A 13,736-nucleotide genomic window follows, 5' to 3' on the forward strand; every position below is an offset into this window, starting at 1 on the left:
CCGCCCGCCCCGCCCGGGGCGGCCGTCGGCGTCGCGGCCGGTTCGGCGAGCGCCCGGGACAGGGCCCGGCGCAGCTCCTCGTCGTCCGAGAACTCGCCGACGGCGGTGGTGAGCAGGGCCACCCGCTTGCCCCGGTTGTCCGCCTCGCGCAGCGCGGCGTGCCACACGTCCCGCGCGCCGCCGCCGAAGTCCACCATGTCGCTCGGGATTCCGGCCGTCTCCATGAGCCGCCGGACGGATCTGACCTCCGGGTACAGCTTCGCCAGCCGGGCGATCAACGTGGCCCGTTCGGGCCCCCCTTGTGACAACGCGACCTCCCGTGCTCCGCCCGATGAGCGGACAGCTTAGCGCCGCATCGGCACCGATATTCCGTTTGTCCACAAGATGGCATCAAGGCCCGCTCCGCTCCCCGGGGGGCGCTTCGTCCCTGTCCTCAATGTGACAGGTTGTGGGCACGGACGGCGGGCAGCGGTCCGTCATAGCGTTCCACCTCGACCCGCGCGAGCTGACCGGTGCAGCCCTGGGCGAGCCGGGAGGTACCGGTGTCGCGGGTGACGGCGTTGGGGTTGCCGTGGATACAGGTGGCCACCTCGGGGGCGGAGGGGTCGAACCAGGCGCCGGTGGCGAGTTGGACCACGCCGGGCCGTACCGCGTCGCTGAGCACGGCACCGGCCAGGCAGCTGCCCACGGTGGAGCGGATGCGCACCACGTCGCCGTCGCGCACGCCGCGCGCCGCGGCGTCATCGGGGTGCATCCGGACCGGTTCGCGGCCGCGGACCTTGGAGGAGGCGCTGAGTTCGCCCTGGTCGAGCTGGCTGTGCAGCCGGGTGGGCGGGTTGTTGGCGACCAGGTGCAGGGGGTACGCGCCCGGGTCGTCGGCGTCATCGGCGTCATGCGGCTCCGGCGGCAGCCAGGCGGGGTGGCCGGGGCAGTCGTCGTAGCCGTAGGAGGCGATGGTGGCGGAGTACAGCTCGATGCGGCCGCTGGGGGTGGGCAGTGGCGCGGCGTCGGGGGCGGCGCGGAAGGCGGCGTACAGGGTGCGTTGTTCGCGCAGGGCCCGCAGGGGGATGCGGCCCGCGCGCCAGAAGGTCTTGAAGTCCTCCTCGGGCGTGTACTCCGGCGGCAGGCCGCGGCGCCAGCTCTCGTAGAGGTGTTCCAGCCAGCCGTTCGCGTCGCGGCCTTCGGTGAAGGCGTGGCCGATGCCGAGTTCGGTGGCCAGGTCGCTGAGGATGCGGTAGTCGTCGCGGGCCTCGCCGACCGGGTCGGTGACGCGGTGCATGGCGATGAGCGCGGTGTCCTGTTTGGCTCCGCCGATGTCGTCGCGTTCCAGGGTGGTGGTGGCGGGCAGCACGATGTCGGCGTGGCGGGCGGTGGCGGTCCAGTGGGGTTCGTGGACGACGACGGTGTCCGGGCGGGCGAAGGCGCGGCGCAGTCGGCCGAGGTCCTGGTGGTGGTGGAAGGGGTTGCCACCGACCCAGTGGACGAGCCGGATGTCGGGGTAGGTGTGGCGCCCGCCGTCGTAGTCGAACTCCTCGCCCGGGTGGAGGAGCAGGTCGGCGATCCGGGCGACGGGGATGAAGTCGGGCACGGGATTGGTGCCCTGGTTCAGGGTGGGCAGCTTGTACGGGAGCGTTCCGGCACCGGTGCCGCCGGTGGCGCCGTAGCCGTGGCCGAAGCCGCCGCCGGGCTGCCCGATCTGGCCGAGCAGGCAGGCCAGCGCGATGCCCGCCCACAGCGGCTGCTCGCCGCGGTGGGCGCGCTGGAGCGACCAGCTGAGGGAGATCATGGTGCGGTGTTCGGTCAGCTCCCGCGCCAGGGCGGCGATGCGGGCGGCGGGGAGGCCGCAGATCGGCTCGGCCCAGTGCGGGGTCTTGGCGGTGGAGCCGTCGCGGCCGAGGACGTGGCGGGCGAAGGTGTCGAAGCCCTCGCAGTGGCGGCGGCAGAAGTCCGCGTCGTACCGGCCCTCCTCGATGAGGACGTGGCACAGCGCGAGCATCAGCGCGGTGTCGGTGCCGGGGACGGGGGCCAGCCACTCGGCGTCCAGCTCGTCGGCGAGGTCGTCGCGCAGCGGGCTGACCAGGATGAAGCGGGCGCCGCGGTCGCGGGCCGCGCGCAGCAGCCCGGCGGCTCTGTGGCGGCTGATGCCTCCCGCGTTGACCTGCGTGTTCTTGGCCGGCATGCCGCCGAAGCAGAGGAAGAGGCCGGTGTGCTCGGCCAGCACGGACAGCGGGGTGGGGTTGCTGATCGGGGCGTCGTCGCCCACCACGTGGCGCAGCAGGGTGGTGGCGGCGCCGAGGCTGTAGGAGTTGACGGAGCGGGTGTAGCCGCCGAGGCAGTTGAGGAACCGGTGGATCTGGCTCTGCGCGTGGTGGAAGCGACCCGCGCTGCCCCAGCCGTACGAGCCGCCGAAGATCGCCCGGTTGCCGTGGGCGGTGCGGACCCGGTCCAGTTCGCGGGCCAGCAGCGGGATCACCTCGTCCCAGGGGACGGGTACGTGGTCGTCGGTGCCGCGGGCCGGGTCGGGCCCGGGGCCGTGTTCCAGCCAGCCGCGGCGGACGTGGGGGGTGAGGACCCGGTCGCGGGGGCCGAGCGCGGCGGGCAGGTTGCGCAGCAGGTCCGCGGGGTGGGGGTCGCGGGGGTCGGGGGTGACGTCGAGGCCGCCGTCGGGGCGGACGGCGGCGTCGAAGGCGCCCCAGTGCGAGCTGTGGGGGTGTCCGTGGGGGGTGGCGTCCGGGTGCGGCCCCGTGCCGTCGCCGTCGTGGACCGCCCCATCGCCGTCGTGGGCCGTCCCGTCGCCGTCGTGGGCCGTCCCGTCGCCGTCGTAGGCGGTCCCGTCGCCGTCGTGGGCCGTGCCGTCGGCTCCGTTGCTCGCTGCCCTGCTCATGCGGTGATCTCGCCTTTCGTCGGTCTCTCCACTACCTCCAGTTCCTCTCTTCGCCGCGCTCACTCCCCCTCGGCCGGTCCGGGACCGTCCTGACCGCCGGGCGTCAGCCGGTCGGCCCATCGGGCAAGGGGCCCGCACCGAAGGGGTGTCAGCCCGGCTGCTGAGCGTTATCGTCGTTCCCGTTCCGCGTATGCCGATATTCGGCCACCGATGGCATACTTGAACGCGCGACCAAATGGGTTCACTCCCCGCCAGGGCCGCGGCGGTGGAGGCCGTCACCTGCCCATGGCGGAAGTCCGAGGGCAAGGGTGAGATGACCACATGACGGGACCGGACACGCCGCCGCACGAGCAGCCCGTCCGGTCGGACGACCTCATCGACGAGGCGTCCACAGCCAGGGCCACTGTCGACGGGCACGGCATCGTCACCCAGTGGAACGAGGGGGCCGAAGGGCTGCTCGGATACCGGCCCGAGGAGATCGTGGGCAGATCGGCGGCCGGTCTGCTCGCCGACCGGGCGAATCCGCTGTCGGTGGCCGAAACCCTGCGCGCCTTGAATCCGCCCGACCGGTTCCGGGGCCGGGTGGCGCTGCTGCACCGCGACGGATCCCGGGTGACGGCCGGGCTGCTGGCACACCGCGTCACCGCGTCCGGCGACGCCACCGAATGGCTCGTCGTCTCCCCGCTACCCCGGCCCGAACGGCCGCTGGCGGACGAGGAGTTGCTGAAGCACTGCTTCGCCCAGGGGCCGTGCACGATGGCGGTGTACGACACCGATCTGCGGCTGCGGTGGGCCAACCAGGACATGGAGCGGGTGCTGGGCCTCACCCAGGAGGAGATCCGCGGGCTGCGGGTGCCGGAGATCACCCCCGGGCCCGAGGCGGAGGAGACCGAGGAGCGGATGCTCCGAGTGCTGGAGACCGGCGAGGCGCAGCACCTCGAGCTGTTCCTGCGGATGCCCGGGCACGACCGCCCGGTCGCCTGGTCGACCTCGCTGGCCCCGCTGCGGGACGGCGACGGCCGGGTGGCGGCCGTGATGCTGTCCGCGCACGACCGGACCCCGCAGCACACCACCCGTCAGCGGCTGCTGCTGCTCAACGAGGCGAGCATCCGGATCGGCTCCACCCTGGACATCGACCGGACCACGCAGGAGCTGGCCGATGTGGCGGTTCCGGAGCTGGCCGACTTCGTGACCGTCGACCTGCTGCCCTCGGTGCACGGCGGCAGCGAGCCCCGCCCTGGCCCCCTCAGCGGCCATGTCATGCTGCGGCGGGTCGCCGCCCGGTCGGTCTTCGCGGGCACCCCGGAGGCCGTGGTGGAGGTGGGGAAGGTGGCCGCGTACCCGGACTTCTCCCCCGCCGCCGAGTGCCTGAAGGCGGAGCGGGGACTGCTGAACCGGGTGACGGACCCGGCGGTGTCCCGATGGGCGGCCGAGGCCCCGGACCGGGCCGCATCGATCCATCGGTTCGGCTTCCACTCCACGATGGCCATCCCGCTGCGCGCCCGCGGCACCACCCTGGGGGTGGCGACGTTCTCCCGGCACCAGCGGCCCGAGCCGTTCGAGGAGGACGATCTCCTGCTTGCCGAGGAGATGACGGCCCGGGCGGCGGTCTGCATCGACAACGCCCGCCGCTACACCCGGGAGCGGAACACCGCGCTGGCCCTCCAGCGCAGCCTGCTGCCGCGGACCCTGCCGCACAGCGCGGCCGTCGACGTCGCCTCCCGCTACCTGCCCGCGGGCCCGCAGGCCGGGGTGGGCGGCGACTGGTTCGATGTGATCCCGCTGTCCGGGGCGCGGGTCGCGCTCGTGGTGGGCGACGTGGTCGGCCACGGGGTGCAGGCGTCGGCGACCATGGGACGGCTGCGCACGGCGGTCCGTACCCTCGCCGACGTCGACCTTGCCCCCGATGAGCTGCTGACCCACCTGGACGACATGGTCAACCACCTCTCGGCGGAGGCGGAGAGCGCCCAGGGCCCGACGGGTGCGGGAGCCACCAGCGGGGACATCGGCGCGACCTGCCTGTACGCGGTCTACGACCCGGTCTCGCGGCGCTGTTCGATCGCCCGGGCGGGGCATCCGCCGCCCGCGGTGGTGTCCCCCGACGGCTCGGTCGACCTCCTCGACCTGCCCGGCGGCCCACCCCTGGGGCTGGGCAGCCTGCCGTTCGAGACGGTCGAGGTGGAGCTCGCGGAGGGCAGTCTGCTCGCGCTGTACACGGACGGGCTGATCGAGTCCCGTGACCAGGACATCGACCGGGCGCTGGACACGCTGCGGTCCGCGCTGGCCCAGCCCGCGGAGTCGCTGGAGGCCGCCTGTGACGTCGTGATCAGCAAGATGCTGCCCAGCCGCCCGGAGGACGACGTGGCGCTGCTGCTCGCCCGCACCCGGGCCCTGGACGCGGGTCACGTGGCCACCTGGGACCTGCCGGCCGACCCCTCCGTGGTGGCGCAGGCCCGCCGGGACGCCTCGGCGCAGTTGGAGGCGTGGGGTCTGGGCGAGGCCGTGTTCACCACCGAGCTGGTGGTGAGCGAGCTGATCACCAACGCCATCCGGCACGCCAAGGCGCCCATCCAGCTGCGGCTGATCCACGACCGCACCCTGATCTGTGAGGTGTCCGACGGCAGCGGCACCGCCCCGCATCTGCGCCGGGCCCGCACCTTCGACGAGGGCGGCCGCGGGCTGCTGCTGGTGGCCCAGCTGACGCAGAGCTGGGGCACCCGGCAGACCGGCACCGGCAAGACGATCTGGGCGGAGCAGTCCCTGTCCGCCGCCGACGGCTGACCGCCCGCGCACGCCTCGGGGGTGTCTTGTCGATCAGCCCGGCATGATCGGCGAGACGCCCCCTAGGGTCCGTGAGGACCGGCCGCCTTCACTACAATCGGCGGCACGAAGCCCTGTTCGTTGCGGACTTGAGGCTGCACCATGGCATTCGGCGTCAGGCGGACGCCGCGGCCCGCCGCCGTGGCGGGCCCCGCGGCGGAACGAAAGGCCGCAATCCATGCGAACTGAAGCCACGCGCCCCGCCGACTCCCTGGCGGCGCTGAGCCCCGCCGAGTCGGCCCGGCTGATGGCGGTCATGCGGGACGCCGCGCTGAGCCGCGGCAGGCTCCCGCTGCCCGCGCGCCCGGTGATCGGCCAGTCCTGGGACCGGATGCTGCGGCTGGGCCTGGACCCGGACCGCGGTCACGACCGGGGGCTGCTCAGCCTGGACGAGCTGGAGCGGCGACGGCAGGCGACCCGGCTGGCGGACGTGCTGCCCACGCTGCACAGCGGGCTGCTGGAGGCGGCGGAAGCGGCCGGGCACATCATGATCATCGCGGATGCCGACGGCCGGGTGCTCTGGATCGACGGCCACCGCGGCATCCGCCGGCACGCGGAGGGGATCGCCCTCACCGAGGGCGCGCACTGGGCCGAGGAGACGGCCGGGACCAGCGGGATCGGCACCGCGCTGGCCGTCCGGGCGCCGGTGCGGGTGCACTCCGCGGAGCACTTCGTCCGCGCCTTCCACACCTGGAGCTGCGCCGCCGCGCCGGTACGCGACCCCCGGGACGGGCAGCTGCTCGGCGTCATCGACATCAGCGGCCCCGCCCCCACCGCCCACCCCACCGTGCTCTCCCTGGTCACGGCCACCGCCCGGTGGGCCGAGGGCGAACTGCGGCTGGCCCACAGCCGCGAACTGGACGCGCTGCGCGCCCTCGCCGCGCCCGTCCTCGCGCGCATCCCGGGCAAGGCGGCCGTGGTGGACCGGCACGGCTGGGTCGCCGCCGTCACCGGGATCAGCCCGCAGGACCACCGGCTGCCGCTGCCGAAGGCGGCCCGGGAGGCGCCGTACGGGCCGGTCTGGCTGCCGTCGCTCGGCACCTGCGCGGTGGAACCGCTGCCCGGCGGCCATCTGCTGCGGGTGCTCGACGGCGAGGACGGCGACCCGGCGGCGCCCGCCGGGCCGGGGCACCTGGTGCTGGACGTACGCCACCCGCACCACTGGTCGCTGACCTTCTCCGGCCCCTCCGGCGCCTGGACCCATGGGCTCAGCGCCCGCCACGCCGAACTGCTGCTGGTGCTCGCCGCGCACCCCGAGGGGCGCACCGCGGCGCAGCTCGCCCACGACCTGTTCGGCGACCCGACGCGGACGGTCACCGTGCGGGCGGCGATGTCCCGGCTGCGCGGACGGCTCGGGGCGGTGCTCACGCACCGCCCCTACCGGTTCGCGGACCGGATCCGCGTCGAGGTGCGGAGTCCGGACCGCCGGCAGGATCTCCTGCCGTTCAGCGTGGCCCCCGCCGTCACCCGCATGCGAACGGAACCCCTCTTCTAGAGGCCCGCGCTTCCCGGGGTCAGCGCGTGCCCGCGACCTCCTCCGGGCTGAGCACCTCGGCGAGGCGTTCGGCGGGCAGCAGGCCCTTCTCCAGGACGAGTTCGGCGACGCCGCGGCCGGTGGCGAGGGCCTCCTTGGCGATGCTGGTGGCCGCGCTGTAGCCGATGTACGGGTTGAGGGCGGTGACCAGGCCGATGGAGTTCTCGACGGTGGCGCGCAGCTCGTCGGCGTTGGCGGTGATGCCCGCGACGCAGCGGTCGGCCAGCACCAGGCAGGCGGCCCGCAGATGGGTGACGCTCTCCGAGAGGGAGTGCAGGATGATCGGCTCGAAGGCGTTCAGCTGGAGCTGTCCGGCCTCGGCGGCCATCGTGATGGCCACGTCGTTGCCGATCACCTCGAAGGCCACCTGGTTGACGACCTCGGGGATGACCGGGTTGACCTTGCCGGGCATGATGCTGGAACCCGCCTGCACCGGCGGCAAGTTGATCTCATTGAGCCCGGCACGCGGACCGGAGGAGAGCAGCCGCAGGTCGTTGCAGCTCTTGGAGAGCTTGACCGCGATGCGCTTGAGCACGCCGGACAGATGGACGAACGCCCCGCAGTCCTGGGTGGCCTCGACCAGATTGGCGGCGGTGATCAGCGGCAGCCCGGTGATGTCCTCCAGGTGGCCGCGGGCGGCCTCCGCGTAGCCCTTCGGGGCGTTGAGGCCGGTGCCGATCGCGGTGGCGCCGAGGTTGATCTCGTGCACCAGGCCGGAGGCCTCCAGCAGCCGGCTCTGGTCCTCCTCCAGCATCACGGCGTACGAGGAGAACTCCTGACCCAGCGTCATCGGCACCGCGTCCTGGAGCTGGGTGCGGCCCATCTTCAGGATCTCGCGGAACTCCTCGGCCTTGGCGGCGAAGGCCCGGCGCAGCGTCTCCATGGCCGCGTGCAGCTCGCGGACGGCGATGATGGTGGAGACGTTGACGGCGGTCGGGTAGACGTCGTTGGTGGACTGGCTGAGGTTGACGTCCTCGTTGGGGTGGAGGATGCCGTACTCGCCCTTTTCGTGGCCGAGGATCTCCAGCGCCCGGTTGGCGATGACCTCGTTGGCGTTCATGTTGGTCGAGGTCCCGGCGCCGCCCTGGATCACGTCCACGGTGAACTGGTCGTGCAGCTCGCCGCGGCGTATCTCCTGGCAGGCGGCGGCGATGGCGTCNCTCGCCGCGGCGTATCTCCTGGCAGGCGGCGGCGATGGCGTCGGCCTTGAGCGAGGAGAGCAGGCCCAGGTCCTCGTTGGCGCGGGCCGCGGCCTCCTTGACGGCCGCCAGGGCGTTGATGAGGTGCGGGTAGGCGGAGATGGAGGTGCCGGTGATGGGGAAGTTCTCGGAGGCCCGCAGCGTGTGGACGCCCCAGTACGCGTCGGCGGGGACGTCGCGGTCGCCGAGCAGATCGTGTTCGCGGCGGTAGCCGGAGTCAGCGGTCATGGCTGTGCAGGGTTCCTTGGGTGAGAGTGGGGTGGGCGGATCAGGCGGCGGGCAGCGCGAGGGTGTCCGTGGCGTGCAGACGGCCGACCGTGGTGTCGCCGCCGACGACCGGGGCGGTGGCGAACTCGCCGAGGACGTCGGCGCCTATGCCGCAGTGCGCGAGAGCGGCCGCGGTGACCGGCATCCGGGCGCGGTCGGCGCCGTCGGCGATCTTGACGACGACGGCCTGTCCGTCGGACAGCCCGGCCATCTGCACGCCCTCGAAGCCGTCCTTGGCCAGCAGCCCGGGGACCTTGCGCATCAGCAGGGCGACGTCCCGGTCGTCGCCGGACGCCATCTCGGGGTACGTGCGCATGGCGTCCGCGACCCGGCCCTCGGGGGTGTCCGGGGCGGCCGAGGCGATGGCGGCGGCGGCGCGGGCCAGGCCCAGCGGGGAGACGGAGAACAGCGGCGCGCCGCAGCCGTCGACGGTCACCTGGGCGACGCGCTGGCCGGTGAGGTCCTCCACGGTCTCGGCGATCACCTGCTGGAGCGGGTGGGCCGGGTCGAGGTAGTCCTCCAGCGACCAGCCGCGCAGCTTCGCGGTGTACAGCATCGCGGCGTGCTTGCCGGAGCAGTTCTGGGCCAGCCGGGTGGGCTTGCGGTCGGCCCGCAGCCACGCTTCGCGCATCGCGGAGCCGTACGGCAGGTCGGGGGTGTTGCGCAGCTCGTCCTCGGTGAGGCCCGCCTCCTCCAGGATGCGCCGGGCACCGGCCAGATGGGTGTCCTGGCCGGAGTGGCTGGCGGCGGTGAGCGAGAGCAGCGCGCCGTCCAGCGGCAGCCCGGCCCGCAGCAGCGCGACGGCCTGGACGGGCTTGAGCGCGGACCGCGGGTAGAACGCCGCGTCGATGTCACCGGCCTGGAACGCGACCCGGCCGTCGGCGGCCAGGACGACCGCCGACCCGTGGTGCACGCCCTCGATCACACCGGCGCGGACGACATGGGCGAGCGGCACGTGGCGGGGTTCGCGGATGACGGGGGGCTCGGCCGGGGTGTGGCGAGCGTCGTCGGTGTGCTGCCCGGTGGTGGTGTTCATGGTGGTGGTGATGCTCCGGTCGTCGGGGTGGTTCAGGGGGTGGTTCATCCGCCTGGTCGGGGCAGGCCGTCCTGGCCGGGCCGGTCTACCGCTTGGTCGCCGCCTCGTCGCGGACGGCGTTCACCCGGCCCCTGGTACAGAACCAGCCGATGACCAGCGCCAGCGCGATGCCCGGGAGCGCCATGACGGTGAGCCGGCTGGGTCCGCCGTCGGCCCACATCAGGACCATGACGGAGAAGAGGAAGCCGAGGGTGACGATTTCGGTGTACGGCGAACCGGGCAGCCGGTAGCCGGGCCGGGTGACCTGGCCGGCCTGGGCGCGGCGCCAGAAGAGCAGGTGGCAGATCATGATGATCGCCCAGGTGGAGAGGATGCCGAGCGCCGCGAAGTTGAGCACGATCTCGAACGCCTCGCTGGGCACGACGTAGTTGAGGCCGACGCCCAGCACACAGACGGCCGAGGTGAGGAGGATGCCGCCGTAGGGCACCTGGGTGCGGCTCATCGCGCCGGTGAACTTGGGCGCGGAGCCCGCCATGGCCATCGAGCGCAGGATCCGGCCGGTGGAGTAGAGGCCGGAGTTGAGGCTGGACATCGCGGCGGTGAGGACGACGAGGTTCATCACATCGCCCGCCGCGGGCACGCCGAGCTTGGAGAGCACGGTGACGAAGGGGCTCTGGTCGGCGGAGTAGGCGCCGGCGGGCATCAGCAGGGAGAGCAGCACCACGGAGCCGACGTAGAAGACGGCGACGCGCCACATGATGGAGTTGATCGCCTTGGGCATGATCTTCTCGGGCTCCTGCGTCTCGCCCGCGGTGACGCCGACGAGTTCGACGGAGGCGTAGGCGAAGACGACGCCCTGGATGACCAGCAGCATGGGCAGCGCGCCGTGCGGGAACAGTCCGCCGTGCTCGGTGATCAGGCTGGGGCCGGTGGCGTGGCCGTCCACGGGATGGCGGCTGACCAGCAGGAAGATGCCGATCGCCATGAAGACGACGAGGGCGCTGACCTTGATGATGGCGAACCAGAACTCCAGCTCACCGAAGATCTTCACGGAGATCAGGTTCACCGCCAGCACGACGGCGAGCGCGATCAGCGCGATCACCCACTGCGGGATGTCGGTGAACATGCCCCAGTAGTGGGTGTACGTCGCGACGGCGGTGATGTCGGCGATGCCGGTGGTGGACCAGTTGAGGAAATACATCCACCCGGCGACGTACGCGCCCTTCTCGCCGAGGAACTCCCGGGCGTAGGAGACGAACGCGCCCGAGGACGGCCGGTGCAGCACCAGCTCGCCGAGGGCCCGCACCACCAGGAAGGCGAAGACGCCGCAGACCGCGTACGCCAGGGCCAGCGAGGGCCCGGCGTCCTTCAGGCGCCCCCCGGCGCCGAGAAACAGCCCGGTGCCGATGGCACCGCCGATGGCGATCATGTTGACGTGCCGGGCCTTGAGGGACTTGCTGTAGCCGGCGTCGCCGGCGTCGATGTGCTGGGGCTGGTCCGGCCCGTGGTCGTGGCGTTCTTCCTGCCGGAGGGACTGCTCGCTCACGCCTGCTGTCCGCCTTCCGTTGGTACGTATCACACGCCGTCCGCCGAAACGGGGCGCACGATGGAGGTCAGGGTGGTCTCGACCCGTTCGAGGTGGTGGGTCATCGCCGCCACCGCGTCGGGTTCGGACCCGTCGGCGAGCGCCTCGACGATCGCCCGGTGTTCTCGGTTGGACTGCTCCCGGCGGCCGCCGAGTTCATTGAGAAATGCCGACTGCCGTGCCAGGGCGTCACGGATCTCCTCGATGACCCGGCGGAAGACCGGGTTCTGCGCCGCCTGGGCGACGGCGAGATGGAACGTGGTGTCCATCGCCACCCAGGCGGTGGTGTCGGTCTCCCGCTCCATCCGGTCCAGCAGATGGGACAGGTGGTCGAGATCCTCGGCGGAGCGGCGCACGGCCGCGTACCCCGCGACGGGGATCTCGATGTGCCGCCGCACCTCCAGCAGGTCACTCGCGGCGTAGTCGCCGAAGGTGGGATCCTCCACCGGACCGCTGGAGATGACGAAGGTGCCCTTGCCGGTGCGCGAGGCGGTGAGCCCCATGGTCTGCAAGGCCCGCAGGGCCTCGCGGAGCACCGGGCGGCTCACCTCCAGGCGACGGCACAGCTCGGCCTCGGAGGGGAGTTTGTCCCCTACCGCGTAGTCGCCGCGCTCGATGGCGCCCCGGAGGTGGCTGAGGACCGCCTCCATGGCACTCACCCGACGAGGAAACGATTCTGCGCCTGTCTGGCTGTCTGACAAGTTCACTCGAGGATCCTGAGCCGTGCGCCAAAGCGTTGTCAAGGGTTCTGATGCGGCGAATGATCCAGCCGTTCGGCGAAGGGATCCGGCCAACCCATGCCCACTTTGCCCATATATGGACTTTTCGTCGCCCAGGTCGGAGACTGCGACTGAGGGGGCGAAGGGACGGGGTGTGACGCGCGATGGCGACGATAGGGCGGCCCGCAGCACGCACGGCGACCAGGACGCGGATCACGGCACTCGACACCCACGACATCCGCTTCCCCACCTCACGCCGGCTCCACGGCTCCGACGCCAGCCACCCCGACCCGGACTACTCCGCCGCGTACGTCATCGTCCGCACCGACGCCGGGGACGACCTGGAGGGGCACGGCTTCTGCTTCACCATCGGCCGCGGCAACGAGGTCGAGGTCGCGGCGATCGACGCGCTGCGTCCGCTACTGGTCGGCGCCGAGCTGCCCGCCCTGCCCGCCGGGCTGGCCGACGTCTACCGGGGGCTCGTCGACGACGGGCAGCTGCGCTGGCTGGGCCCCGAGAAGGGCGTCACCCACATGGCCGTCGCGGCGGTGATGAACGCCCTGTGGGACCTCACCGCCAAGCGGGCCGGGAAACCACTGTGGAAGCTGCTGTCCGACATGGCCCCCGAGGAGCTGGTCGCGCTCACCGACTTCCGCTACCTCTCCGACGCGCTGACCCCCGACGACGCCCTGCGGATCCTGCGCCGTGCCGCACCCGGCAAGGCCGGGCGCGAGGCCCGGCTGCGGGCCGAGGGCTACCCGGCGTACCTCACCTCCTGCGGCTGGCTCGGCTACGACGACGACCGGCTCGCCCGGACCTCGCGGGCGGCCGTCGCCGACGGCTTCACCCAGATCAAGCTCAAGGTCGGCGCCTCCCCGGCCGACGACATCCGGCGCTGCCGGATCGCGCGCGAGGCCATCGGCCCGGACATCCGGCTGGCGCTCGACGCCAACCAGCGCTGGGAGGTCGGCGAGGCGGTCGAGCGCACCCGGGCGCTGGCCCGGTTCGACCCGTACTGGATCGAGGAACCCACCAGCCCGGACGAGATCATCGGCCTGGCCGCGATCCGTCGGGCCGTCGCACCCGTGAAGGTCGCGGCGGGCGAGCACACGGCCAACCGGGTCATCTTCAAGCAGCTGCTGCAAGCGGGTGCCCTCGATGTGCTTCAGCTGGACGCCTGCCGGGTCGGCGGGGTCAACGAGAACCTCGCGATCCTGCTGCTGGCCGCCGAGTTCGGGGTTCCGGTGTGGCCGCACGCGGGCGGCGTCGGACTGTGCGAGCTGGTCCGGCACCTGGCCATGTTCGACTACGTCGCGGTCTCGGGCACCTGGCGGGACCGGGCCGTCGAATACGCCGACCATTTGCATGAGCACTTCCTCGACCCGGCGATCGTCACCGGTGGGCGCTACCGGGTTCCGACTGCGCCCGGCTTCAGCTCGGCGCTGCGGCCGGAGGCGCTGCAGGCGTATGCGTACCCGGATGGGGAGGCGTGGGTTTAGGGGTGCGGGTCGGTTCGCCCTGCCGGGGGCTTGTCCCCTACCCGCCCCTTCCCGAACCAAGGGGCTCCGCCCCCTGGACCCCCGGACGCCCTCCGGGCGTGTCCTCAATCTCCCCCAGCTACCGCTGGGAGGTGCCCCCTGGACGGGCTGGTTTTCCAGCCCGTCCGGCGATTGAGGACCGGGGTCCGGGGCG

At 72.7% G+C, this 13,736-nt stretch carries 9 protein-coding genes and 1 pseudogene; 3 read left to right on the forward strand and 7 right to left on the reverse strand.

What is annotated here, in order from left to right:
* Both EEJ42_RS11030 and EEJ42_RS11035 read right to left on the reverse strand, forming a co-directional pair.
* Positions 1-308 (reverse strand): effector-associated domain EAD1-containing protein (locus EEJ42_RS11030; RefSeq protein WP_148081919.1); only part of this gene is annotated, 308 nt, incomplete at its 3' end.
* 125 nt (positions 309-433) lie between these two features.
* Positions 434-2,884 (reverse strand): molybdopterin-dependent oxidoreductase, encoded by a 2,451-nt coding sequence (locus EEJ42_RS11035; protein ID WP_123099774.1) that lies wholly within the window; start codon positions 2,882-2,884, stop codon positions 434-436.
* A gap of 321 nt (positions 2,885-3,205) precedes the next feature.
* Between EEJ42_RS11035 and EEJ42_RS11040 the strand changes: the two genes are divergently transcribed.
* Both EEJ42_RS11040 and EEJ42_RS11045 read left to right on the forward strand, forming a co-directional pair.
* A complete protein-coding gene (locus EEJ42_RS11040) occupies positions 3,206-5,665 on the forward strand; it encodes a SpoIIE family protein phosphatase (RefSeq protein WP_123099775.1) in 2,460 nt (819 codons plus the stop codon).
* Between the two features lie 217 nt (positions 5,666-5,882).
* Complete coding sequence (locus tag EEJ42_RS11045) at positions 5,883-7,199, forward strand: GAF domain-containing protein (RefSeq protein ID WP_123099776.1); 1,317 nt, start codon at positions 5,883-5,885, stop codon at positions 7,197-7,199.
* A 19-nt stretch (positions 7,200-7,218) separates the two neighbouring features.
* On the opposite strand, the gene EEJ42_RS11050 is transcribed toward EEJ42_RS11045, so the two are convergent.
* The 5 genes and pseudogenes from EEJ42_RS11050 to EEJ42_RS11065 form a co-directional block, all read right to left on the reverse strand.
* On the reverse strand, positions 7,219-8,391 hold the full coding sequence (locus EEJ42_RS11050; RefSeq protein WP_425472877.1) for an aspartate ammonia-lyase: 1,173 nt from the start codon (positions 8,389-8,391) through the stop codon (positions 7,219-7,221).
* Positions 8,392-8,452: 61 nt separating this feature from the next.
* Positions 8,453-8,665 (reverse strand): annotated as a pseudogene (gene aspA, locus EEJ42_RS54590) (aspartate ammonia-lyase); the annotation flags it as partial.
* A gap of 40 nt (positions 8,666-8,705) precedes the next feature.
* Positions 8,706-9,740, reverse strand: coding sequence for an asparaginase (locus EEJ42_RS11055; RefSeq protein ID WP_123099780.1), 1,035 nt, complete (start codon positions 9,738-9,740; stop codon positions 8,706-8,708).
* An 85-nt stretch (positions 9,741-9,825) separates the two neighbouring features.
* Positions 9,826-11,286 (reverse strand): amino acid permease, encoded by a 1,461-nt coding sequence (locus EEJ42_RS11060; RefSeq protein WP_123099777.1) that lies wholly within the window; start codon positions 11,284-11,286, stop codon positions 9,826-9,828.
* A 29-nt stretch (positions 11,287-11,315) separates the two neighbouring features.
* On the reverse strand, positions 11,316-12,032 hold the full coding sequence (locus EEJ42_RS11065; protein WP_123099778.1) for a FadR/GntR family transcriptional regulator: 717 nt from the start codon (positions 12,030-12,032) through the stop codon (positions 11,316-11,318).
* Between the two features lie 176 nt (positions 12,033-12,208).
* On the opposite strand from EEJ42_RS11065, the gene EEJ42_RS11070 reads away from it, so the two are divergent.
* Positions 12,209-13,543: an enolase C-terminal domain-like protein gene (locus EEJ42_RS11070; protein WP_123099779.1), complete on the forward strand. Its 1,335-nt coding sequence runs from the start codon at positions 12,209-12,211 to the stop codon at positions 13,541-13,543.
* Positions 13,544-13,736: the final 193 nt, after the last annotated feature.

This window comes from Streptomyces botrytidirepellens (assembly GCF_003721215.1).
Classification (GTDB): domain Bacteria; phylum Actinomycetota; class Actinomycetes; order Streptomycetales; family Streptomycetaceae; genus Streptomyces; species Streptomyces himastatinicus.

Bases quoted from the DNA above. Each gene is read 5' to 3' on its own strand.
- EEJ42_RS11045 (WP_123099776.1), top strand. From the start codon at position 5,883: ATGCGAACTGAAGCCACGCGCCCCGCCGACTCCCTGGCGGCGCTGAGC.
- EEJ42_RS11055 (WP_123099780.1), bottom strand. From the start codon at position 9,740: ATGAACACCACCACCGGGCAGCACACCGACGACGCTCGCCACACCCCG.
- EEJ42_RS11070 (WP_123099779.1), top strand. From the start codon at position 12,209: ATGGCGACGATAGGGCGGCCCGCAGCACGCACGGCGACCAGGACGCGG.
- EEJ42_RS11035 (WP_123099774.1), bottom strand. From the start codon at position 2,884: ATGAGCAGGGCAGCGAGCAACGGAGCCGACGGCACGGCCCACGACGGC.
- EEJ42_RS11040 (WP_123099775.1), top strand. From the start codon at position 3,206: ATGACGGGACCGGACACGCCGCCGCACGAGCAGCCCGTCCGGTCGGAC.